Origin of the sequence: Cellulosimicrobium funkei, assembly GCF_004519295.1 — a bacterium.
Taxonomy (GTDB): Bacteria; Actinomycetota; Actinomycetes; order Actinomycetales; family Cellulomonadaceae; genus Cellulosimicrobium; species Cellulosimicrobium funkei.
The window spans coordinates 142749-164008 of the sequence record NZ_SOZH01000005.1 but is presented as its reverse complement, the minus strand read 5'-3'; the positions used below and the strand labels follow the sequence as shown (position 1 = coordinate 164008).

The following is a 21260-nucleotide window of genomic DNA, read 5'->3' as shown; positions in this document are numbered from 1 at the left end:
GCTCCGCGGACGCGTCGTATGCCCGCGGCACGACGACGGCGCGCGGCCCGTCGTGGAGGACGGGCCGCGCGCCGTCGGGCACGCTCGCGCGGGACGCGGGTCAGTTGAGCGACGCCGGGGCCTCGCCGGGCTCCTCGCCCTTGACGATCGGCACGCGCACGGCGTTGCCCCACTCGGTCCACGAGCCGTCGTAGTTGCGGACCTTGTCGAAGCCGAGCAGGTACGTGAGCGCGAACCACGTGTGGCTCGACCGCTCGCCGATGCGGCAGTACGTGACGACCTCGTCGTCCGTCGCGAGGCCGAGGCCGCCCTCCTGGTAGATCGCCTCGAGCTGCTCGCGCGACTTGTAGGTGCCGTCCTCCGCGACCGCCGTCGCCCACGGCACGTTGCGCGCCGTCGGGATGTGGCCGCCGCGCAGCACGCCCTCCTCCGGGTAGTCCGGGATGTGCAGGCGCTCACCCGTGTACTCCTGCGGGGAGCGGATGTCGACGAGCGGCCCGTTGCCGATGTGGGCGAGGACGTCCTCCTTGAACGCGCGGATCGTCACGTCGTCGCGCTCGACGACCGGGTACTCGACCGCGACCGGCTCGGGGACGTCCGTCGTGACCTCGCGGCCCTCGGCGATCCACTTGCCGCGGCCGCCGTCGAGCAGGCGCACGTCCTCGTGGCCGAACAGCGTGAAGACCCACGCCGCGTAGGCCGCCCACCAGTTGTTCTTGTCGCCGTAGACGACGATCGTCGTGTCGCGCGCGATGCCCTTGCTGCCGAGGAGCTGGGCGAAGCCCTTGCCGTCGATGTAGTCGCGCGTGTCGGGGTCGTTGAGGTCGGTGTGCCAGTCGATCTTCACCGCGCCGGGGATGTGCCCGGTCTCGTAGAGCAGCACGTCCTCGTCGGACTCGACGACGACGACGCCCGGCTCGCCCAGGTGCTCGGCGAGCCAGTCGGTGCTCACGAGGCGGTCGGGGTGGGCGTACTGCGTGATCTTCTCGCTGGTGTCGAGCGGTGCGGGCATGGTGTCCTCCGGGCGCGTGGTGGGCGTTCGCTCGTCAGGCTAGGTCGGCCGTCCGCATCACGGAAGGCTCGTGACGCATGCTGAGACGGTGTAAACGCGCGCTGCGGACGCTCGCTCCGGTGGCCACACTGGACGGGTGACCGCCACCGTCCCGGAGCGCGTGCGGCGGGCCGTGGCGCTGCTCGACCTCCGCGGCGACGAGGCCGTGCTCGAGATCGGCCCCGGTCCCGGGGCGGCTGCCGAGCTCGTGCTCGCCACCCACCCCGGCGTGCGGTACGTCGCGCTCGACCGGTCCGCCGTGGCGGTCGCCCGCACGACCGCGCGCAACCGGGTCGCTGTCGACGACGGCCGCCTCGTCGTGCGGCGTGGGGAGCTCGCGGCGACCGGTGGTCCGAACGTCTCCGGCGGCCCGTTCGACGTCGCGTTCGCGGTGGACGTCAACGTCTTCTGGACGCGCGTGGCCCATGCCGAGGCGAGCGCCCTCGCCGCGCTGCTCGTCCCGGGCGGAGCGCTCTGGCTCGTCCATCAGACGCCGGACGGAGGCGACGACCGGGTCCTCGACGGCGTGCGCGCGTCGCTCGACGTCCCCGCGCTGGGCCCGGTGACGGTCGTGCGCGACGGGGTGCTCGCCGTCGGCGCGCGACGGGTGGCCGACCCGCCCGGGTGACCGGCGGTCAGCCCAGGAGCTCGCGCGTCGCGTCGCCGAGGGCCTGGTCGAGCAGCCCGAGACCGAGGTCGAGCTCGTCCTCGCTCACCGTCAGCGGCGGGGCGATGCGGAACACGCCGCCCATGCCGCGGAGCTGCACGACGTTCATGTGGAGCCCGAGCTCGAGCGCCCGCCGGGTGACGAGCGCGCCGAGGGCGTCGGCGCCCTCCTTCGTCTCGCGGTCGAGCACGAGCTCGATGCCCTGGAGCAGCCCGCGCCCGCGGACGTCGCCGATCGTCGCGTGGCGGTCCTGGAGGTCGAGCAGCCCGGCGCGCAGCCGGTCGCCGAGCACCCGGACGCGCGCGTCCATCCGCTCGGCCTGGAGCACGTCGAGCACGGTGGTGCCGACCGCCGCGACGAGCGGGTCCGAGACGTGCGTCGTGAAGAAGAGGAAGCCGCGCTCGTGCGCGCGCGCCTCGATCTCGGCGCTCGTGACGACGGCGGCGAGCGGGAGCCCGGCGCCGAGGGTCTTGGAGAGGGTGAGGATGTCCGGCACCACGGGCTCGTCGCCGTCGCGCCCCTCGAACGCGTACCAGGAGCCGGTGCGGCACAGCGCCGTCTGCGCCTCGTCGAGGATCAGGAGCATCCCGCGCTCGTGGCACTTGTCGCGCAGCGCCGCGAGGTAGCCCGGTGGGAGCTCGACGATCCCGCCCGAGCTGAGGATCGGCTCGACGAGGCACGCCGCGAGGCTGCCGGTCGACTGCACGTCGACGAGGTCGAACGCGAGGTCGAGCTGGCGGCGCCAGTCGTGCGTGCCGTCGGGCGCGAGGTGGTCGGGCCGGTACGCGTTGGGGACGGGGACGACGAGGTTGCCGGGCGCCGTCGGGCCGTAGCCGCGGCGGCCCGCGCTGTACGTCGCGGCGGCCGCGGCGTGCGTCATGCCGTGCCACGACCCGGCGAGCGAGACGACTTCGTGCCGCCCCGTGACGAGCTTCGCCATCCGGATCGCGGCCTCGTTCGACTCGGCCCCGGTCGTGAGCAGGAGCACCTTCTTGAGCGGGTCGGGCAGCGTGTCCGCGAGCCGGCGGGCGAGGTCGACGACCGGGCGCGACAGCATCCCGGAGAACAGGTGGTCGAGCGTCCCGACCTGGCGGCGCACCGTCTCGACGATCGCCGGGTGGCTGTGCCCGAGGATCGCGCTCATCTGACCGGACGTGAAGTCGAGGACGCGGCGCCCGTCCGTCGTCGTGACGAAGCTGCCCGCCGCGCTCTCGACGATCTCGGGCGTGAACGGCCCGCCGTACCGCACGAGGTGGCGGTCGGCGTCGGCCCAGAACCGCGCGGCGTCGTCCGCGGCGGCCCGGCCCCCACCGGGGGACGGGGCGGACGGCGAGGCGGGCGCGGGGGAGGGCGGGAACGTCATCCTCGGAGCGTAGGGACGCGCCGCTGTGCGCGTACAGCGCGAGTCTGCGTACAGTCTGTGCGGAGAAACCGCACAGAGAGGAGCGCACGTGCTCAATGCGGCCCGGCTGCAGATCCTCGCGCGGCTCGAGAGCCTCGGGACCGTGCGCGCCGTCGGGACCTCGCTCCACCTGAGCCCGTCCGCCGTCTCCGCGCAGCTCGCCGCGCTCGAGGCCGAGACCGGCGCGCGCCTCCTGGAGCGCACGGGTCGACGCGTCCGCCTCACGCCCGCCGGCCGCACGCTCGCCCGGCACGCGCGCGTCATCCTCGACCAGATGGCCCTCGCCGAGGCCGAGCTCGCCCACCCCGACGGCGAGCCGGCCGGCGTCGTGCGCGTCGCCGCGTTCTCGAGCGCGGTGCGCGCGCTCGTCATCCCGCTCGCGGCGCGGCTCGCCGTCGAGCACCCGCGCGTCGAGGTGGAGGTCGACGAGCTCGACCCGCGCGAGAGCGGGCCCGCGCTCCGGCGGGCAGACGTCGACGTCGCGGTGACCGCCGACCTGCTCGACGGCGCGCTGCTCGCCGGGCCCGACGTCGCGACCGTCCCGCTGCTCGAGGACCCGGTCGTGCTCGTCACGGCGCGCGGCGACCAGGCCCCCGGTGAACCGGCCGACCTCGCGCGCCTCGCCGACGCGCCGTGGGCGGCCGACCTCCCCGGGCGCTACCTGTCCACGCTCGTGGAGAGCGCGTGCCGCGAGGCCGGCTTCGAGCCGCGCGTCGTCGCCCGGCTGCCCAGCTACGAGCTGCTGCTCGCGCACGTCGAGGCCGGGCTGTCCGTCGCGCTGCTGCCGGGCCTCGCCGTCGACCCGCGGTACGCCGTCGACGCCCGCCCGCTCCGCGCGCCCCGGACCCGCCCGGTGTACGCGGCCGTGCGCCGCGGGGCCGCGCCGACCGCCGCGACCACCGTCGTCCTCGGCGCCCTGCGGCGCGTCGCGCGCGAGGTCGCCGGTCACGCGCCGCCCGGCACCGGCTGACGCGCGCTCGCGTCGGACCCGGCGCGACCTACACTGGCCCCAGCACCGCACGACGACGTGGAGGTCCCGTGCCGCGCACTCCCGCACCGCCGCCCCGCTCCGAGGAGCACCCGCGCCGCCCCGACGCGCGCCGCGACCCGCGCTCCGTCCGCGCCGCCTACCGCTCGTTCCTCGACCACGGCGTCCTCCCGCGCGGCGTCCACCCGCTCGTCGCCGACTCGTGGCGCCGGTCCGTGCACAGCGGCGTCGACCCGGAGGCGCCCCGCACCGACTCGGGCCTCGCCCACGACGACCTCGTCGCCTACCGCGAGGCGCACCCGCTCGCGGGCGTCATGCCGGTCGTGCGCGAGCTCGTCGTGGACGCCGCCGCCGACGACGGCCTCGTCGTCGCCGTGTCCGACGACGCGGGCCGCCTCCTGTGGGTCGAGGGCGACCGGGCGCTGCGCGACGCCGTCGACCGCGTCGGGTTCGTCGAGGGGTCGGTCTGGCGCGAGGAACGGGTCGGGACGAACGCGCCCGGCACCGCGCTCGCGACGCGCAGCCCCGTCCAGGTCCTCGGCGCCGAGCACTTCTCCCGGCCCGTGCAGGCGTTCAGCTGCACGGCCGTGCCCGTCCACGATCCCGCGAGCGGACGCGTCCTCGGGGTCCTCGACGTCACCGGGCGCCAGTCCGCCGCGTCGGGCGTCGTGCTGTCGCTCGTGCGCGCGACGGTGCTGAGCCTCGAGCGCGAGCTCGCCCAGCGCGCTGCGGCGACGGGTCCCGACGACGGCCCGGGCCGGCTCCCGGGACCTCCCCGCGACGGCGCGCCCGAGCTGCTCGTGCTCGGCACGGCGCCCGTGCTGCGCTCGCCGGACGGTCTCGACCACCGCCTCTCGCTGCGGCACGCCGAGATCCTCGTGCTCCTCGCGACGCACCCCCGCGGGCTGTCCGCCGACGAGCTCGCCGTCCTGCTGCACCCCGGCGAGCTCTCCGACGTGACCGTCCGCGCCGAGGTGTCGCGCCTGCGGCGCGTCGCGGGCGCGCTCCTCGCGGGGTCGCGCCCCTACCGGCTCGCGCGACCCCTGCGGACCGACGCCGACGTCGTGCGGGACCACCTCGCGGTGGGCGACGTCCGCGGCGCCGTCGCCGCCTACCGCGCGCCGCTCCTGCCGCGCTCGGGTGCGCCCGCCGTCGAGCACCTGCGCGCGGAGCTCGCGGCCGAGCTGCGCACCGCCGTCGTGGCCGCGGGCGGCGCCGACGTGCTCGACGCGTGGACGCGCACCGACGACGGCGCCGAGGACCACGCCGCGTGGACGCGGCTGCAGCGCGTCGCGGACCACGGCAGCCCGCTGTGGCTGCGCGCCCGCGCCCACCTCGACCTGCTCGACGACGAGCTCGCCTGAGGTCCGGGGGAGCCGCCCGCTGCAACGGTCCTGCAACCCTGCGCCGCCTACCGTCGGCCGCACGGCGCGACGAGGCGCCGGGCCGCGCACCGCCGTCGGACGCTCCCCGCCCGACGGCGACCTCCCCCAGGGCGCGGCGAGGACCAGCACTGCGAGTCAGCACTGCGAGGAGGCAGACGATGACGGTCTACGCAGCCCCCGGCACGGACGGGGCGATCGCCGAGTACAAGGCCCGGTACGACCACTGGATCGGCGGCGAGTACGTCGCGCCGGCCGGCGGGCAGTACTTCGAGAACCCGAGCCCCGTGACGGGCCGGACGTTCACCGAGGTCGCGCGCGGCACCGCCGACGACATCGAGCGCGCGCTCGACGCCGCGCACGGCGCCGCCCGGTCGTGGGGCCGCACGAGCGCGACCGAGCGCGCCAACGTCCTCAACAAGATCGCCGACCGCATGGAGGAGAACCTCGAGCGGATCGCCGTCGCCGAGTCGTGGGAGAACGGCAAGCCCGTCCGCGAGACGCTCGCCGCCGACATCCCGCTCGCGATCGACCACTTCCGCTACTTCGCGGGCGCGATCCGCGCGCAGGAGGGGTCGATCTCCGAGATCGACGAGGACACCATCGCGTACCACTTCCACGAGCCGCTCGGCGTCGTCGGCCAGATCATCCCGTGGAACTTCCCGATCCTCATGGCCGTGTGGAAGCTCGCCCCGGCGCTCGCGGCGGGCAACTGCGTCGTGCTCAAGCCCGCCGAGCAGACGCCCGCGTCGATCCTCTTCCTCATGGACATCGTCGGGGACCTGCTGCCGCCCGGGGTGGTGAACGTCGTCAACGGGTTCGGCGTCGAGGCGGGCAAGCCGCTCGCGTCCAGCCCGCGCATCCGGAAGATCGCGTTCACCGGCGAGACGACGACCGGGCGCCTGATCATGCAGTACGCGAGCCAGAACATCATCCCGGTCACGCTCGAGCTCGGCGGCAAGTCGCCGAACATCTTCTTCTCCGACGTCGCCGACGCGCGCGACGACTTCTACGACAAGGCCCTCGAGGGGTTCACGATGTTCGCCCTCAACCAGGGCGAGGTGTGCACGTGCCCGTCGCGCGCCCTCATCCAGTCGTCGATCTACGACACGTTCCTCGGCGACGCGATCGAGCGCACGAAGGCGGTGCGGCAGGGCAACCCGCTCGACACCGAGACGATGATCGGCGCGCAGGCGTCGAACGGCCAGCTCGAGAAGATCCTGTCGTACATCGAGATCGGCAAGGCCGAGGGCGCGAAGGTGCTCACGGGCGGGTCGCGCGCCGAGCTCGGCGGCGACCTCGCGGGCGGGTACTACGTGACGCCGACGATCTTCGAGGGCAAGAACTCGATGCGGATCTTCCAGGAGGAGATCTTCGGTCCGGTCGTCGCGGTGACCGACTTCTCCGACTTCGACGACGCCATGACGATCGCCAACGACACCCTGTACGGGCTCGGGGCCGGCGTCTGGTCGCGGTCGGGCAACACCGCCTACCGCGCGGGCCGCACCATCGAGGCCGGGCGCGTGTGGACGAACTGCTACCACGCGTACCCCGCCGCCGCCGCGTTCGGCGGGTACAAGGGTTCAGGCGTCGGGCGCGAGAACCACAAGATGATGCTCGACCACTACCAGCAGACGAAGAACCTCCTCGTCTCCTACTCGGCCCAGAAGCTGGGCTTCTTCTAGACCAACCCCACCCGCCCTGCCCGCCTACCGACCACGGGCTCGGCCCCCTCCCCCCGGCCGCCGAGCAGGTGGTCTCGGCTCGTCCGGCCGTCCGGACGGACCAGGACCACCTGCTCGCGGCGCCGGGATCGCCTGGTCGGCCTGACACGTGGAGGGTTCCGTGGTCGACGACGTCCCCTCGGTCCGTCCGGTTGGCGCGCCACCCGCGCGGGTCGCGCTCACCGACGACGCCGCGGCGCTGCTCGCGCGGCTGCGGACGGTCCACGGCGAGCTCATGTTCCACCAGTCCGGCGGGTGCTGCGACGGGTCGTCGCCCATGTGCTACCCGCAGGGCGACTTCCTGCTCGGCGACGCCGACGTGCACCTCGGCGATCTCGTCGTCGACGCGCCCGGTCCCGACGCGCCCGGTCCCGGCGCGCCCCGTCCCGGTGCGGGCGGCCCTGCCGCGGACGGCCCCGCCGCGGCGGACGGCGCAGCGGGCCGGTTCGTCGTGCCCGTGTGGATGAGCCGCGCGCAGTTCGAGTACTGGAAGCACACCCACCTGACGATCGACGTCGTGCCCGGCCGCGGCGCGGGGTTCAGCGTCGAGGCGCCTGAGGGCGTGCGCTTCATCATCCGGTCGCGTCTGCTCACCGACGAGGAGTGGGCGGCGCTCGACGTGGCCTAGGCTGACCTCACCGACGAGCTCTGCGACGGGCTCCAGGACCGGCCCCGCAGCGGGGCCGCGACGGCCCGGGACCGGAGAGGAGGCGGTGCGATGAACGACCTGCTCGTCGTGGCGCGCGACCTCGCCTCCGCGCTCACGCTCCTGCTCGGCACGTCGACCCTCACGGCCACGCTCTTCCTCCTCGGCGCCACCGCCCTCGTCGCGGCCGTGGCTGCCGTGGCCGCGCGCTGGGGCGCACCCCTCGCGCTCGGTGTGGCGGCTCGCCCCGCGGGCCGCCTGCGCGACACGGTCGACGTCGGTCCCGCCGTCACGCAGAGCGACCCGGACGCCCCGGGTCGTGCCCGGCCCCGGGCTCCCGGCCGACTCCTCGGCTGATCACCCGGCCGAGGGACCTCATCGCACCCGCGTCGTTGCGCGGCGTGCTGCTGCCTGCCCACCGCAGGGTGATCGGCGAACGCGAACCCCGCACGTTCGACCGAGGACACCACCATGAACCTGCTCGACCTCCCGCTCGTCTCCACCGTGCTCGACGCCGCGTACCGCGCGCTGATGGGCCTGTCCGACCTGCTCGAACCCCTCGCGGGCGGCGCCGCGGCGGCGGCGGCCGTCGTCCTGCTGACGCTCGCCGTGCGCGCACTGCTCGTCCCCGTCGGCGTGTCGCAGGCGAAGGCGGAGCGCGACCGCGCGCGCCTCGCGCCGCGGCTCGCCGAGCTCCAGCGTCGCCACCGGAACGACCCCGAGCGGCTGCGGCGCGCGACCGTGGAGCTGTACACCCGGGAGGGCACGACACCGCTCGCCGGGTGCCTCCCGATGCTGGCCCAAGCGCCCGTGGTCGGGGTGGTCTACGCGCTGTTCCTGCACGCGGAGATCGCCGGGCACGGCAACGCGCTGCTCGGCCACACCCTGTTCGGCGCGCCCCTGGGCTCGAGCCTCGTCGGCGGGCTCGGGGCGGGTGGCGTGCCGACCGTCGTGGTGGCCGGGGTGGTCGTGCTCGCGATCGCCCTCGTCGGCGAGCTCACGCGTCGCGCCTCTCAGCCGGGCGGACGGCTCGCGCTGCCCCGCACGGCGCCCGTCGCCGACACCGGGCCGAGCGTGCCCGGTGCGGCGGTGCTCTCCGGCCCCGGCCTGCAGAACGCGCTCGGTGCCCTGCAGTTCGTCACCGCCGTGATCGCCTGCTTCGTGCCCCTCGCCGCGAGCCTGTACCTGCTGGTGACGGTGACATGGACTCTCGGGCAGCGCCTCGTCCTGCGCCGCCGGTACCCGCTCGTCGCGACGGCGTAGCGGAGGCCGCGGGGCTGCCAGCGGACCGCCGGCCGCGCGAGAGTGTCGGGAATAGGGCCGACCTGTCGCCCTTGCGCGAGGCCGTCAGCGCGCTCCCCGCAGCCCCGCGGCGACCTGGGGGCGGGCCGCGGCCCGCCCGCGTGTCACAGCGCCGCGAACCGGTCGACGGCGACGAACGCCGCGAGGGCGAGCAGCACCACGTTCGCCGGGACGGCCTTCGCCTCGCCGAGGCGCAGGTGCAGGGGGATCGCGCCGACCTGCGTGAGGGCGAGCCCGACTGCCGCGATCGGCGTGAGGACCGGCGCGACGCCGAGCGCCCAGGGGAGGATCACGCCCACGGCTCCGGCCACCTCGAGCCACCCGATGACGCGCACGCCCGCCGCGCGCTCGGGCGTCACCCAGCGCATCTGCTCCTGGAGCACAGGGATCGGGCGCAAGGCCTTCATGAGCCCCGCGCCGAGGAAGGCGAGGGCGAGCAGACCGGAGGCGATCCACAGGGCGACGTCCATGCGTGAGTCCTTCGAGAGGAGGCGGCGACGGCCCAGGGTGACCGGTCACTCTTTGTGCCTGGGCACATGATGGGTAACCATGAGCACCGGTACAAAAGGCACACCGGTGTGCGTGAGGCACACGGAGCAGCACCCGGAGAAGACGGAGACCCCCATGACGACGACGCCCAGCACGGACGTGCCGGTGGTGCGCGAGCTCGCCGAGCGCCACGGCATCCCGGTCGACCGCGGCTGCGCCGCGGCGGAGGCGACGAGCGAGGTGCGCTCGGTCCTCGACCGGGTGGGCGACAAGTGGAGCGTCCTCATCCTGGGGATGCTCTCCGGCGGCCCTCAGCGCTTCACCGAGCTGCTCCACGGGATCGACGGGATCTCGCAGCGCATGCTCACGCTCAACCTGCGCCAGCTCGAGCGGGACGGTCTCGTGAGCCGCACGGTGCACGCCGTCGTGCCGCCGCGCGTCGACTACGCGCTCACAGGGCTCGGCGAGACGCTGCTGCCGCCCGTGCTCGCGCTCGTCGAGTGGGCGCTCGCCCACACGCGCACCATCCGCGAGAACCGCGACATGTTCGACGCGCGGCGCCCCGCGGGCTGACGGGGCCGTCCGACCCGCGGGGGACCGAGCGGGTCGGGCGCAGGGCGGTCAGCCCGCGAGCGGGTCGGCCGCGCGCAGGTACCAGGGCTCGTACCGCTCCAGCGAGAGCGTCCAGAGGCCGGGGGCGCCCGCCGGCACCGCGAGGCACACGTTGCCGGTCACGGTGTCGCCCGAGCCGATGAGGCCCGTGCTCACGAGCGCGTGCGGCACCGCGCCGCACCCGCCCTCGGCGTGGACGCCGTCGTCGCCGACGAACCCGACGTCGACCGCGCCCCACGCGGTCACCTGCGAGCTGGACCCGGTGTAGGTGGCGGTGACGGGCACGATCCAGTACTCGACGCCGTCGGGCGGCGGGGCGTTGACGTCGTCGTGCGCGAGCACGTCCGCGGTCGCCTCGTAGGGCTCCTCGAGGAGGACCTCCCACTCCTCGCCGCCGATCGTGTACCCGTCGAACAGCCACGGGTCGTCGCGCGTGCCCGTGCCCTCCCAGTCGCCCTCGGGCCAGTCCTCGTCCGACCAGCCGTCGCCCGGCCACTCGTCGTCGTACGCGTCGTCGGTCGGGGCCGTGACCCACGCGGCGATCAGGGCGCCCGCGTCCGTCGCGACGCCCGCGGCGAACCCCGTCCCGCCGCCGACGACGAGGCACACGACCCCGACGAGCAGCCCGACGGCCGTCCGAGACAGACCGCCACGCCCCGGTGCCGCGCGCGGCGGGGCCGGCTGGGGAGCGCCGGGGTACGGCGGCCCTGGGTGCGGTGCGAGGGGCTGCGGGGTGCCGGCGTGCGGAGGGCCGGGGCGCGCTGCGAACGGTGGCGCCGCGTACGGGTTCGGGTGCGCGGCCGGGCCGGGGGAGGAGGGCGGCGGGCCGGGAGGGGGCGTCGGCGAGGACGGCGGCGTCACAGGGGTGCTCATGGTGCTCCGGTGTCGTGCGGGCGGGCGCCCGGACGACAGGTGCCACCGTGCGTGGCCGGATGCTCCCACACTGCGGTCCCCGCCGTCGAGGGCGATGGCGCGCGCCCGTGAGCACGCCCTCGGTGCCGCCGCCGGGTGGGCGACGGCACCGAGGCCGTGGAGGGCGGGAGACCGCGCTACGGCTGGTCCACCTCGGAGCCCACGAGGAACTGCGAGTACGCCCCGATGGTGAGGAACGTCGGGAAGTCCTCGGCGAGCGCGACGGCGCGGAACACGTGCGCGGCGTCGTCGATCCGGTTCCCCGGGGTGCGCGGCAGGTCGTCGACGATCTCCGCGAGCAGCGCCTCGACGCGCTCGCGCGTGATCGGCACGCCGTTCTCGGTCCGCGTGCCGGACGCGATCCACTGCCACACCTGCGACCGCGAGATCTCGGCCGTCGCGGCGTCCTCCATGAGGTGGTCGATCGCGGCGGCCCCGACGCCGCGCAGCCACGACTCGAGGTACCGCACCCCGACGGAGACGTTCGAGCGCAGGCCCGCCGCGGTGACGGTCGCCCCGGCCCGGCGGGCCGACCCGATGTCGAGCAGCTCGTGCTGGCCCACCCGGACGTCGTCGCGCTGCCGCGAGACCTGGTTCGGCGCGTCCCCCAGCACCGCGTCGAACTCGGTGCGCGCGACCTCGATGAGGTCGGGGTGCGCGACCCACGTGCCGTCGAACCCGTCCGTCGCCTCCCGGCGCTTGTCCGCCCGCACCTGCTCGAACGCGCGCTCGGTGACGTCCGGCCGACGACGGTCCGGGATGAACGCGCTCATGCCGCCGATCGCGTGCGCGCCGCGCCGGTGGCACGTCTGCACGAGCAGCTCGGTGTACGCGCGCATGAACGGCGCGGTCATGGTGACCTGCGCGCGGTCGGGCAGCACGTACGAGTCGCCGCGCGTGCGGAACGCCTTGATCACGGAGAACAGGTAGTCCCAGCGCCCGGCGTTCAGCCCGGCGCAGTGGTCGCGCAGCTCGTGGAGGATCTCTTCCATCTCGAACGCCGCGGGCAGCGTCTCGATGAGCACCGTGGCGCGGATCGTGCCCTGCGGCAGGCCGAGGTACTCCTGGGCGAGCACGAACACGTCGTTCCACAGTCGGGCCTCGCGGTGGCCCTCGAGCTTGGGCAGGTAGAAGTACGGCCCCCGCCCGCGCGCCACGAGCTCGTGCGCGTTGTGGAACAGGTACAGCCCGAAGTCGACGAGCGACGCCGACGCCGAGACGCTCACGCCCGCCCGGTCGACGTACCGCATGTGCTTCTCGATGAGGTGCCACCCGCGCGGGCGGAACACGATCGTCGGGAGGTCGGTGATCGCCGTCGAGCGCAGGCGGTACTCCTTGCGGTGGTCGCCCGAGCCGGTCGTGTGCGTCAGGGTCCCGCGGATCGCGTCGTGCAGCGCGAGCTGGCCCTCGATCACGTTGCGCCACGTCGGGCTGGAGGCGTCCTCGGCGTCCGCGAGCCACACCTTGGCGCCGGAGTTGAGGGCGTTGATCGTCATCTTCGGGTCGGTCGGGCCGGTGATCTCGACGCGGCGGTCATCGAGGCCCGGCGCGCCGGCCGAGCCCGCGACGCGCCACGACGGGTCGTCGCGCACGGGCCGCGTCGACGGACGGAAGTCGGGGTCGATGCCGTCGGCGACGTCCTGCCGGCGCTGCTGGCGGTCCATGAGGAGCTCGTGGCGGCGTGCTACGAACCGGTCGTGCAGCAGCGTGAGGAAGTCGAGCGCCTCGGGCGTGAGGATCTCGCGGTAGCGCTCGCCGAGCGTGCCGGTGACGCGCAGGGTCCCGGTGACGCGCGGGCCGCTCGCGGGCGTGGGGGTCGACGGGGGAGAGGTGGTCGTGGTGAGCGTGGTCATGGCGTGCTCCGAAGGTCGATGTCGCGAGGTAGAGCTCGGGTAGGCCGAGGTAGGGCCTGGGTCCCGCGAGGTAGAGGCGCGGTCATGACCAGGCCTCTACCTCGCGGGACCGCTCCTCTACCTCGCGAGGAGGGCTTAGTGGAACTGGGCGGTCTCGGTGGACCCGGCGAGCGCGAGGGTGGCGGCGTCGGGGTTGAGAGCCGTGGCGACCCGGTCGAAGTAGCCGGTGCCGACCTCCCGCTGGTGGCGGGTGGCGGTGTAGCCGTCGGCCTCGGAGGCGAACTCGGCCTCCTGCAGCTCGACGTAGGCGGACATCGCGCGCTCGTTGTACCCGCGCGCGAGCTCGAACATGGAGTGCGAGACGGCGTGGAAGCCGGCCAGCGTGATGAACTGGAACGCGTAGCCCATCGCGGCGAGCTCCTTCTGGAAGCTCGCGATCTGGGCGTCGTCGAGGTGCTTCTTCCAGTTGAACGACGGCGAGCAGTTGTAGGCGAGCTTCTTGCCCGGGTGCTGCGCGTGGATCGCCTCGGCGAACGTCCGCGCGAGCTCGAGGTCGGGCTCGCCCGTCTCGACCCAGATGAGGTCCGAGTACGGCGCGTACGCGAGGCCGCGCGCGACGACCGCGTCGAATCCCGGGCGCACCCGGTAGAAGCCCTCGGACGTGCGCTCGCCGGTGAGGAACGGCTGGTCGCGCTCGTCGACGTCGGACGTGAGGAGGTCCGCGGCGAGCGCGTCCGTGCGGGCGATGACGATCGACGGCACGCCCGCGACGTCGGCCGCGAGGCGCGCGGCGTTGAGCGTGCGGATGTGCTGGCTCGTGGGCACGAGCACCTTGCCGCCGAGGTGCCCGCACTTCTTCTCGGACGCGAGCTGGTCCTCCCAGTGCACGCCCGCCGCGCCGGCGGCGATCATCGAGTGCATGAGCTCGTAGGCGTTGAGCGGGCCGCCGAACCCGGCCTCGGCGTCGGCGACGATCGGGGCGAGCCAGTCGCGGTCGGGCCGCTGCCCGTCCGACGCCGCGCGCTCGGCCGCCTCGATCTGGTCCGCGCGCAGGAGCGCGTTGTTGATGCGGCGCACGACGGCGGGCACGGAGTTGGCGGGGTAGAGCGACTGGTCGGGGTACGTCTGGCCGGACAGGTTGGCGTCGGCCGCGACCTGCCACCCGGACAGGTAGATCGCCTTGAGGCCCGCCCGCACCTGCTGCACGGCCTGGTTGCCGGTGAACGCGCCGAGCGCGGCGACCCACTCCTCGGTGTGGATGAGGTCCCACAGCGTCTCGGCGCCGCGGCGGGCGAGCGTGTGCTCCTCGCGCACGGAGCCGCGCAGCGCGACCACGTCCTCGGCCGTGTAGTCGCGCTGCAGGCCGGCCCAGCGCGGGTCGGTCGCCCACTGCGCGGCGAGGTCGGCGGCGCTCTGCGTCTGGTCGCCCGGACGGGCGGACGGGCGCGCGGTGTCGCCGGAGGTCGGGGCGGTGCCGGGGCCGGTGACCGTCGCCGTCGTCGCGACGGCGCCGAGCGGGCGGGCGCCGCCCGCGTACTCGGACGGGGAGCGGCGGCTGACGATGGTGGGCCTGTTCACGGGTGCCTCCTGGTGGTGCGCCGGCCCACGTGGTGCGGGCCGGCCGGGCCGGTCGGTGGACCTCGGCGAGGTCCGTGCTTCGACCTTCCTCCCGCCCGCAAGCCCTTCTCAAGCCAGATCGAACGAAAGAAACGCGGTTCTTCTCTTGTGCGCAAGGAGTGGCGCGTGTCACTCTCAGTCATGGCTATCCCGACGACGCGACCGGCCGGAATCGCGGAACATGCGGAAATCCCGCTCGAGAGCGAGCCCGACGCCCTGACGATCGGCCGCAGGATCCGGCACCTGCGCACCGCGCGCGGCATGACGCTCGACGAGCTCGGCGCCGCGATCGGCCGCGCGCCGTCGCAGGTGTCGCTCCTCGAGAACGGCAAGCGCGAGCCCAAGTTCGGCCAGCTCCAGGCGGTGGCGCGCGCGCTCGGCGCGAGCCTCGACGACCTGCTCTCGCCGGAGGCGCCGTCGCGCCGGGACGCGCTCGAGATCGAGCTGGAGCGCGCCCAGCGCGGCCCGCTCTTCGACGCGCTCGGGCTGCGGCCCGTGCGGGTGGGCAAGTCGCTGCCCACCGACGCGCTCGAGACCATCGTCGCGCTCGAGCGCGAGCTCCAGCGCCTCCACACCGAGCGCGCTGCGACGCCCGAGGAGGCGCGCCGCGCGAACGCGGAGCTCCGCGCGACCATGCGCGCGCAGGACAACTACTTCCCCGAGCTCGAGGACGCGGCGGCCGGGCTGCTCGACGGCGTCGGGCACGCGGGCGGGCCGATGCCCCAGCGCGTCGCGGCCGACCTCGCCGCCCACCTCGGCTTCACGCTGCACTACGTCGGCGACCTGCCGCACTCCACCCGGTCCGTGCTCGACCTGCGCCACCGCCGCGTGTACCTGCCGAGCAACGGGATGCGCGGGCGGTCCAACGCGACGTCGGCGCTGCTCCAGGCGCTCGCGCCGCACGTGCTCGGGCACGCGGAGCCGCGCGACTACCGCGAGTTCCTCCGCCAGCGCGTCGAGGCCAACTACCTCGCCGCGGCGCTCCTGCTGCCGGAGCGGCACGCCGTCAAGGCCCTGCGCGCCGCGAAGGACGCGCGCGAGATCTCCATCGAGGACCTCCGGGACGCGTTCGCGGTGTCGTACGAGACCGCCGCGCACCGGTTCACCAATCTCGCGACGAAGCACCTCGGCATCCCGGTGCACTTCATGAAGGTGCACGAGTCCGGGGTGATCCACAAGGCCTACGAGAACGACGGCGTGCGCTTCCCCGCAGACCCGCTCGGCGCGGTCGAGGGGCAGTACGTGTGCCGGAGCTGGACCGCGCGCACCGTCTTCGCGGTCGAGGACCGGCTCAGCCCGTTCAGCCAGTACACGGACACCCCGAGCGGCACCTACTGGTGCACGTCGCGCGTGCAGGCGTCGGCCGACGGCGAGTTCTCCGTGAGCGTCGGCGTCCCGTTCGCGCACGTCAAGTGGTTCCTCGGGCGCGACACGACCGAGCGGCTCGTGTCCCGCTGCCCCGACGGCGCGTGCTGCCGCCGCCCGCCCGACGACCTCGCCGACCGTTGGGCCGGCCACGCGTGGCCGAGCGCCCGTCCGCACGCGTCGATGCTCGCGGCGATGCCGACCGGCGCGTTCCCGGGCGTCGACCAGACCGAGGTCTTCTCGTTCCTCGAGGCCCACGCGCCGGGTTAGCCGGCCCGTGCCTGCGCGCGCTCCGCCCGGTGCGCGCCTTCCGTGCGAGCCGGGTCGGCGGACGCCGGTCGGCCGTCAGCCGATCGAGCCGCCCTCGACGGGCGCGACCATCGCGTCCTTGAGGCGCGCGGTGTCGGCGTCGGTCCAGCCGTCGGGCGCGTGCAGCGCGGCGAAGCCGTCGGCGTACTCGAGCTGGTAGACGTGCCCGTGGCCGGGCGGGATGTCGGACGCTGCCGCGACGAACAGGTCGCCCGTGAGCTGCCAGAACGTGACGAACGGGTACCAGCGCACGTCGCCGAGCACGTCGGGCCCGCGCGGCTCGCGCAGCCAGTCGGGCTCGGACCACAGCGTCTCGGGACCCCACCAGGTGACGCCGTCGGACGCGTGCTGGAGGTACACGACGCGCGGCTCGTCCCAGCGCGGGCCGGGACCCCAGAGGTCGGCGACGCCGGTCGCGACCGGGTCGCCCCAGCGGACCTGGCGGCCGTCGTCCACCACGGGGGCGTACTCGAGCGACCCGGGGTCGCGCGCGTCGGTGAGCTCGCGCCACATCGGCGTGAACCCGGGCGTCCCGGTGAACATCGCGCCGTCGGAGCGCGCCTCGACGTCCTGCACGCCGCTGAACGCGCCCTGCATCCCGAACGACCCGAGCGAGATGCCGAACGCGAGCAGGCGCGGGCGGTCGTCCTCGGGCAGGTCCGACCACCGCGCGTACACCGCCTCGAACAGCGCCTTGCCCGCGGCGGGCGGGGTCGAGCGGTCGCCGACGAAGCTGATCCAGCTCGGCAGGTAGGAGTACTGCATGCTGGCGATCGCGGTGTCGCCGCCGTGCATGAGCTCGAGCGCCTCGACCATGGCGGGGTCCACCCAGCCGGTCCCGGTCGTGGTCGCGACGACGAGGACGGACCGGTCCCAGGCGTCCGTCCGGTCGAGCTCGTCGACGACGCGGGCCGCCGTGGCGTCGAGGTCGCCCTCGGGGTCGAGGCCCGCGTACGCGTGGATCGGCTCGCGCACGTCCGCGGGGTCGACGACGGCGCCCGCCGCGGCGAACGCGCGCAGCTCGTCGAGGGTCGGGCCGGAGACGACGAACTTGCGCCCCTCCGCGCCGAGCGAGTCCCAGGACTCGAGGGAGTCGGGGGAGCCGGACCGCTCGGGGAGCGTCGGGGGCGTGAGCCGGGGGCTGATCTCGGCGTTCGCTGCCGCGTAGACCGAGTTCAGCGCGCTGAGCGTGCCCGACCAGATGACGCCGTTGAACAGGAGGACCACCACGACGGCGACGGCGACGCCGCTGACGAACCGCGCCACGGGGGCGGGCACGACCTTGCCGGCGAGGACGCTCAGCCACCGGGCGACGCGGCGCAGGCCCCGGCCTGCTTGCAGCACGAGCAGCGCGACGGCGAGCGCCGCGAGCAGCGTGACGACCTCGCGCCCGGGGACGTCCTCCGACATGCCGAACAGGTGCCGCAGCTCGATCTGGCGCCGCGCCCCGAGGATCAGCGCCAGCGGCACGAGCACGACGGTCGCCCCGGCGAGCACCCACCACGCGATCCGGCTCGCGCGCGCGGTCCACCGGATCCGCAGCCCGACCTTCACGGCGAACCACTCGACGAGCGCGCCGACGGCGTACCCGCCGACGGCGCTCACGCCCGAGATCACGGCCTGGTAGTACCAGGCGCGCGGGATGAGCGACGGCGTGAACGACAGGCAGAACCAGGCGAGCGCGACCACGAGCCCGGTGGCGGAGAACCGCCGGAGCCACCGCCCCCACGCGCCGTGCCGGGGGCGCTCCTCGTCGACGGGCTCGGGGGCGCGGGTCTCCGTCGTGGTGGGCTGCACCTCGCGATCGTAGGCGCGGCGCCCCGAGCCGTCCCCTCGAACGGCCGGGGCGCCGTCGTCCCACCGGACCCGGGCGAGCCCTACGCCTCGAGCAGCAGCGCCTCGCCCTGGCCCCCGCCGCCGCACAGCCCGACGGCGACGCGCCCGCCCCCGCGGCGCGCGAGCTCGTGCGCCGCGTGCACGGCGAGGCGGGCGCCGGACGCGCCGATGGGGTGCCCGAGCGAGATGCCGCCGCCGTGCACGTTGACGACGTCGGGCGAGACGCCGAGCACGCGCGTGGAGACCGCGACGACGGTCGCGAAGGCCTCGTTGATCTCGACGAGGTCGAGGTCGTCGACCGTCCACCCGGCCCGGTCGAGGGCCTGCCGGATCGCGCGCGCGGGCTGGGAGTGCAGCGACGTGTCGGGGCCGGCGACCTGCCCCCACACCCGCACGGTCGCGAGCACCGGCGCGCCTGCGGACTCGGCCCGGGCGCGGGTGGTCAGCACGAGCGCGGCGGCGCCGTCGGAGATCTGCGACGCGTTGCCCGCGGTGATGGTGCCCTCGGGGTCGAACGCGGGGCGCAGGCGCGCGAGGCCCTCGACCGTCGTGTCGGGGCGTACCCCCTCGTCGTCGCGCACCTCGACCGGCTCGCCCCGGCGCTGCGGGACGCACACGGGGGCGAGCTCGGCGTCGAACAGGCCGTCCTTCGCCGCGGCCGCGGCGCGCTGGTGCGAGGCCGCCGCGACGGCGTCCTGCTCCTCGCGGGAGACGAACACGTCGCCCACGTTCGTGCGCTCGGTCGAGACGCCCATGGAGGCGTGATCGAACGCGTCGGTGAGCCCGTCGCGCGCGACGGCGTCGACGAGCGTCGCGTCCCCGAACGCGAACCCGGCGCGCGACCCGGGGAGCAGGTGCGGCGCGTTGGTCATGGACTCCTGGCCGCCGACGAGCACGACCTCCGCCTCGCCGGAGCGGATCATCCGGGTGCCGTCGATGACGGCGGTGAGCCCCGAGAGGCACACCTTGTTCACCGTCACGGCGGGCACGTCCCAGCCCACGCCCGCGGCGGCGGCCGTCTGGCGCGCGGGGTTCTGGCCCGCCCCGGCCTGGAGCACCTGGCCGAGCACGACGGCGTCGACGGCGTCCGTGCCGAGGCCCGAGCGCTCGATCGCGGCGCGCGCGGCGACGGCGCCGAGCTCGACCGCCGTCAGCGCGGCGAGGGAGCCCTTGAGTCGGCCCTGGGGCGTGCGGGCGGCGGCGACGACCACGACGTCGTCGGGGGAGTGCGGGGTGGTGGTGCTCACGGCTGGACCTCCAGGGGTGCGGACGGCGGTGTCTGCGCGGGCGCCGGGGGTGTGGCGCCCGCTCGTGCGGCGGCGGCGTCGACGTCGGCAACGGCAGTGTCGACCAGCCCGAGCAGGAGCCCGAGGAACACGTCCGGCTCCTCGAGGTGGGGGCTGTGCCCGACGCCGGGCCGCACCTCCTCACGGTACCGCCCGCCCGCGGCCGCATAGGCGTCGAGGACGGCCCGGGTCTGCGCGACCATCGGCTGCGGCGGGTGCGTCTCGGCCCCGGGCCAGCCAGGGACGGCGCCGAGCGCGCCGAGCTGCGCGAGGTCGAACAGCGACGTGTCCGAGACGATCGCGTCGGCGTCGCCGCGCACCCACAGCACGGGCGCGGTGGCGCCGGACGTCGCGAAGCCGGACAGGTCGCAGTACTTCGCGCTGATCGCGTTGTTCATGCCGCGCGTCCCGGGCGCCACGCCGGGCCACGTGCCCGACGGAGCCCGGTCGCCCGGGTAGCTGTCGTCGCCCGTGCGCGTGGAGAGCACGGAGTCGAGCAGGAGCTCCTCGAGCGCGCCGAGCGGCTCGCCGAGCGCGGCCGGGTCGGCGACGTAGAAGCGGCGCAGCACGTCGCGGGGCGACCCGGCGTCCTCGCTGCGGTCACCTGCGGCGAGCGCCGCGACGAACGCCGGGTTCGCCGTGCCGCCGCCCGAGCCTGCGAAGTCGGGGGAGAGCGGCGTCCCGGCGACGTCGCGCGTGCCGCCGAACCCGTACGGCGACATGGGCGCCTCGAGGAGGATCGCGTCGAACAGGTCGGGCCGGTCGGTCGCGAGCTGCAGCACGACGCCCGCCCCCGCGGAGTGCGCGACGGCGACGAGCGGGCGCGCGAGGTCGAGCGCGTCGAGGACGGCCGCGACGTCGTCGGCGAAGTCCCGCACGCCTCGGGTCGCGTCGACGGGCCGGGGCTCGGCGTCGCCGTACCCGCGCAGGTCGACGGCGACGCCGCGCACGTCGGCGGGGAGCGCGCGCAGCAGCGGGTCGAAGAACGCCGACGACGAGCAGTTGCCGTGCACGAGCAGGACCGTCGCGCGGGCCGCACCCTCGGCGGCGACCTCGCGCACGTGCTCCCGACCGCGCGGGGTCGGGACGTCGCGGCGCAGCACGTCGCGAGTCACGACGGCGTCCCCGCGGCCCGCGTGGACGGTCCTGGGCCGGCGTCGGCGACGTCGAGCGGGGCGTCGTCGAACGCGACGGCGAGGTCGGGCTCGGTCGCGGCCCGCACGTCGTCGACGCTCACGCCGGGTGCGGTCTCGCGCAGGACGAGCCCGTCGGGCGTCACGTCGATCACCGCGAGGTCGGTGATGACCCGGTGCACGACCCCGCGCCCCGTGAGGGGCAGCGAGCACGAGCGCAGGATCTTGGGCGACCCGTCGCGCGCCACGTGCTCCATGAGCACGATCACGCGACCCGCCCCGTGCACGAGGTCCATCGCTCCGCCGGGGCCCTTGACCATCTTGCCGGGGATCATCCAGTTGGCGAGGTCGCCCGTCTCGGAGACCTGCATGCCGCCGAGGATCGCGGCGTCGATCTTGCCGCCGCGGATCATGCCGAAGCTCAGCGCGGAGTCGAAGAACGCGGCGCCCGGCAGGACGGTGACGGTCTCCTTCCCGGCGTTGATGAGGTCGGGGTCGACGGCGTCCTCGGTCGGGTACGGCCCGACGCCGAGGATCCCGTTCTCCGACTGGAGCACGAGGTGCTTGTCCTCGGGCACGTAGTTGGGCACGAGCGTCGGCAGGCCGATGCCGAGGTTGACGTACCAGCCGTCCTGGAGCTCGCGCGCGGCGCGCGCGGCCATCTCGTCGCGGGTGAGCGGCACGGC

At 75.0% G+C, this 21260-nt stretch carries 19 protein-coding genes; 9 read left to right on the top strand and 10 right to left on the bottom strand.

The window, feature by feature from the left end; translation table 11 throughout:
* Window positions 1-100: 100 nt before the first annotated feature.
* Complete coding sequence (locus tag E1O70_RS09365; protein WP_021483735.1) at window positions 101-1012, bottom strand: sulfurtransferase; 912 nt, start codon at window positions 1010-1012, stop codon at window positions 101-103.
* Window positions 1013-1148: 136 nt separating this feature from the next.
* Here E1O70_RS09365 and E1O70_RS09360 point away from each other — a divergent pair, with 136 nt between their 5' ends.
* Window positions 1149-1679, top strand: coding sequence for an SAM-dependent methyltransferase (locus tag E1O70_RS09360; RefSeq protein ID WP_061266954.1), 531 nt, complete (start codon window positions 1149-1151; stop codon window positions 1677-1679).
* Window positions 1680-1686: 7 nt separating this feature from the next.
* On the opposite strand, the gene E1O70_RS09355 is transcribed toward E1O70_RS09360, so the two are convergent.
* Window positions 1687-3081: an aspartate aminotransferase family protein gene (locus E1O70_RS09355; RefSeq protein ID WP_082774258.1), complete on the bottom strand. Its 1395-nt coding sequence runs from the start codon at window positions 3079-3081 to the stop codon at window positions 1687-1689.
* Window positions 3082-3169: 88 nt separating this feature from the next.
* Between E1O70_RS09355 and E1O70_RS09350 the strand changes: the two genes are divergently transcribed.
* The 6 genes from E1O70_RS09350 (at window position 3170) to E1O70_RS09325 (ending at window position 9123) form a co-directional block, all read left to right on the top strand.
* Window positions 3170-4090, top strand: a complete 921-nt coding sequence (locus tag E1O70_RS09350) for a LysR family transcriptional regulator (protein ID WP_061266955.1) — start codon at window positions 3170-3172, stop codon at window positions 4088-4090.
* A 68-nt stretch (window positions 4091-4158) separates the two neighbouring features.
* The gene (locus E1O70_RS09345; protein WP_082774259.1) at window positions 4159-5472 is read left to right on the top strand and encodes a sigma-54-dependent transcriptional regulator family protein; all 1314 of its coding nucleotides are present in this window, start codon (window positions 4159-4161) and stop codon (window positions 5470-5472) included.
* A gap of 179 nt (window positions 5473-5651) precedes the next feature.
* On the top strand, window positions 5652-7175 hold the full coding sequence (gene exaC / locus E1O70_RS09340; protein ID WP_061266956.1) for an acetaldehyde dehydrogenase ExaC: 1524 nt from the start codon (window positions 5652-5654) through the stop codon (window positions 7173-7175).
* Between the two features lie 160 nt (window positions 7176-7335).
* Entirely contained in the window at window positions 7336-7842 is a 507-nt protein-coding gene (locus tag E1O70_RS09335) for a DUF779 domain-containing protein (protein WP_061266957.1), read from the top strand.
* Between the two features lie 90 nt (window positions 7843-7932).
* On the top strand, window positions 7933-8217 hold the full coding sequence (locus E1O70_RS09330; protein ID WP_034653680.1) for a DUF6412 domain-containing protein: 285 nt from the start codon (window positions 7933-7935) through the stop codon (window positions 8215-8217).
* Between the two features lie 114 nt (window positions 8218-8331).
* Window positions 8332-9123 (top strand): YidC/Oxa1 family membrane protein insertase, encoded by a 792-nt coding sequence (locus tag E1O70_RS09325; RefSeq protein ID WP_061266958.1) that lies wholly within the window; start codon window positions 8332-8334, stop codon window positions 9121-9123.
* 143 nt (window positions 9124-9266) lie between these two features.
* Here the strand turns inward: E1O70_RS09325 and E1O70_RS09320 are convergent, their stop codons facing one another.
* Window positions 9267-9632, bottom strand: a complete 366-nt coding sequence (locus tag E1O70_RS09320; protein WP_061266959.1) for a DoxX family protein — start codon at window positions 9630-9632, stop codon at window positions 9267-9269.
* A 154-nt stretch (window positions 9633-9786) separates the two neighbouring features.
* Between E1O70_RS09320 and E1O70_RS09315 the strand changes: the two genes are divergently transcribed.
* Window positions 9787-10224, top strand: coding sequence for a winged helix-turn-helix transcriptional regulator (locus E1O70_RS09315; protein WP_082774260.1), 438 nt, complete (start codon window positions 9787-9789; stop codon window positions 10222-10224).
* A gap of 48 nt (window positions 10225-10272) precedes the next feature.
* Here E1O70_RS09315 and E1O70_RS09310 read toward each other — a convergent pair whose 3' ends face one another.
* From E1O70_RS09310 to aceA, 3 genes are all read right to left on the bottom strand, one after another.
* Window positions 10273-11136: a hypothetical protein gene (locus tag E1O70_RS09310; RefSeq protein WP_128957538.1), complete on the bottom strand. Its 864-nt coding sequence runs from the start codon at window positions 11134-11136 to the stop codon at window positions 10273-10275.
* 176 nt (window positions 11137-11312) lie between these two features.
* Complete coding sequence (gene aceB, locus E1O70_RS09305; RefSeq protein WP_082774261.1) at window positions 11313-13028, bottom strand: malate synthase A; 1716 nt, start codon at window positions 13026-13028, stop codon at window positions 11313-11315.
* A 135-nt stretch (window positions 13029-13163) separates the two neighbouring features.
* Entirely contained in the window at window positions 13164-14606 is a 1443-nt protein-coding gene (gene aceA, locus E1O70_RS09300; RefSeq protein WP_240696655.1) for an isocitrate lyase, read from the bottom strand.
* A 180-nt stretch (window positions 14607-14786) separates the two neighbouring features.
* On the opposite strand from aceA, the gene E1O70_RS09295 reads away from it, so the two are divergent.
* Window positions 14787-16280 carry a helix-turn-helix transcriptional regulator gene (locus tag E1O70_RS09295; RefSeq protein ID WP_061266961.1) on the top strand — a complete coding sequence of 498 codons (1494 nt, stop codon included), beginning with the start codon at window positions 14787-14789 and terminating at the stop codon, window positions 16278-16280.
* A gap of 75 nt (window positions 16281-16355) precedes the next feature.
* Here E1O70_RS09295 and E1O70_RS09290 read toward each other — a convergent pair whose 3' ends face one another.
* The 4 genes from E1O70_RS09290 to E1O70_RS09275 form a co-directional block, all read right to left on the bottom strand.
* A complete protein-coding gene (locus E1O70_RS09290) occupies window positions 16356-18116 on the bottom strand; it encodes an alpha/beta hydrolase (protein WP_061266962.1) in 1761 nt (586 codons plus the stop codon).
* An 80-nt stretch (window positions 18117-18196) separates the two neighbouring features.
* Window positions 18197-19402 (bottom strand): acetyl-CoA C-acetyltransferase, encoded by a 1206-nt coding sequence (locus tag E1O70_RS09285; RefSeq protein WP_061266963.1) that lies wholly within the window; start codon window positions 19400-19402, stop codon window positions 18197-18199.
* Window positions 19399-20556 (bottom strand): alpha/beta hydrolase, encoded by a 1158-nt coding sequence (locus E1O70_RS09280; RefSeq protein ID WP_082774262.1) that lies wholly within the window; start codon window positions 20554-20556, stop codon window positions 19399-19401. The genes E1O70_RS09285 and E1O70_RS09280 overlap by 4 nt, the downstream gene beginning before the upstream one ends.
* Complete coding sequence (locus E1O70_RS09275; protein WP_276321413.1) at window positions 20553-21257, bottom strand: CoA transferase subunit B; 705 nt, start codon at window positions 21255-21257, stop codon at window positions 20553-20555. The genes E1O70_RS09280 and E1O70_RS09275 overlap by 4 nt, the downstream gene beginning before the upstream one ends.
* Between the last annotated feature and the right edge of the window lie 3 nt (window positions 21258-21260).

What these genes read in the sequence shown, in the direction of transcription:
- E1O70_RS09365 (WP_021483735.1), bottom strand. Translation starts at nt 1,012, where the DNA reads ATGCCCGCACCGCTCGACACCAGCGAGAAGATCACGCAGTACGCCCAC.
- E1O70_RS09355 (WP_082774258.1), bottom strand. Translation starts at nt 3,081, where the DNA reads ATGACGTTCCCGCCCTCCCCCGCGCCCGCCTCGCCGTCCGCCCCGTCC.
- exaC (WP_061266956.1), top strand. Translation starts at nt 5,652, where the DNA reads ATGACGGTCTACGCAGCCCCCGGCACGGACGGGGCGATCGCCGAGTAC.
- E1O70_RS09330 (WP_034653680.1), top strand. Translation starts at nt 7,933, where the DNA reads ATGAACGACCTGCTCGTCGTGGCGCGCGACCTCGCCTCCGCGCTCACG.
- E1O70_RS09325 (WP_061266958.1), top strand. Translation starts at nt 8,332, where the DNA reads ATGAACCTGCTCGACCTCCCGCTCGTCTCCACCGTGCTCGACGCCGCG.
- E1O70_RS09320 (WP_061266959.1), bottom strand. Translation starts at nt 9,632, where the DNA reads ATGGACGTCGCCCTGTGGATCGCCTCCGGTCTGCTCGCCCTCGCCTTC.
- E1O70_RS09315 (WP_082774260.1), top strand. Translation starts at nt 9,787, where the DNA reads ATGACGACGACGCCCAGCACGGACGTGCCGGTGGTGCGCGAGCTCGCC.
- E1O70_RS09310 (WP_128957538.1), bottom strand. Translation starts at nt 11,136, where the DNA reads ATGAGCACCCCTGTGACGCCGCCGTCCTCGCCGACGCCCCCTCCCGGC.
- aceB (WP_082774261.1), bottom strand. Translation starts at nt 13,028, where the DNA reads ATGACCACGCTCACCACGACCACCTCTCCCCCGTCGACCCCCACGCCC.
- E1O70_RS09295 (WP_061266961.1), top strand. Translation starts at nt 14,787, where the DNA reads ATGGCTATCCCGACGACGCGACCGGCCGGAATCGCGGAACATGCGGAA.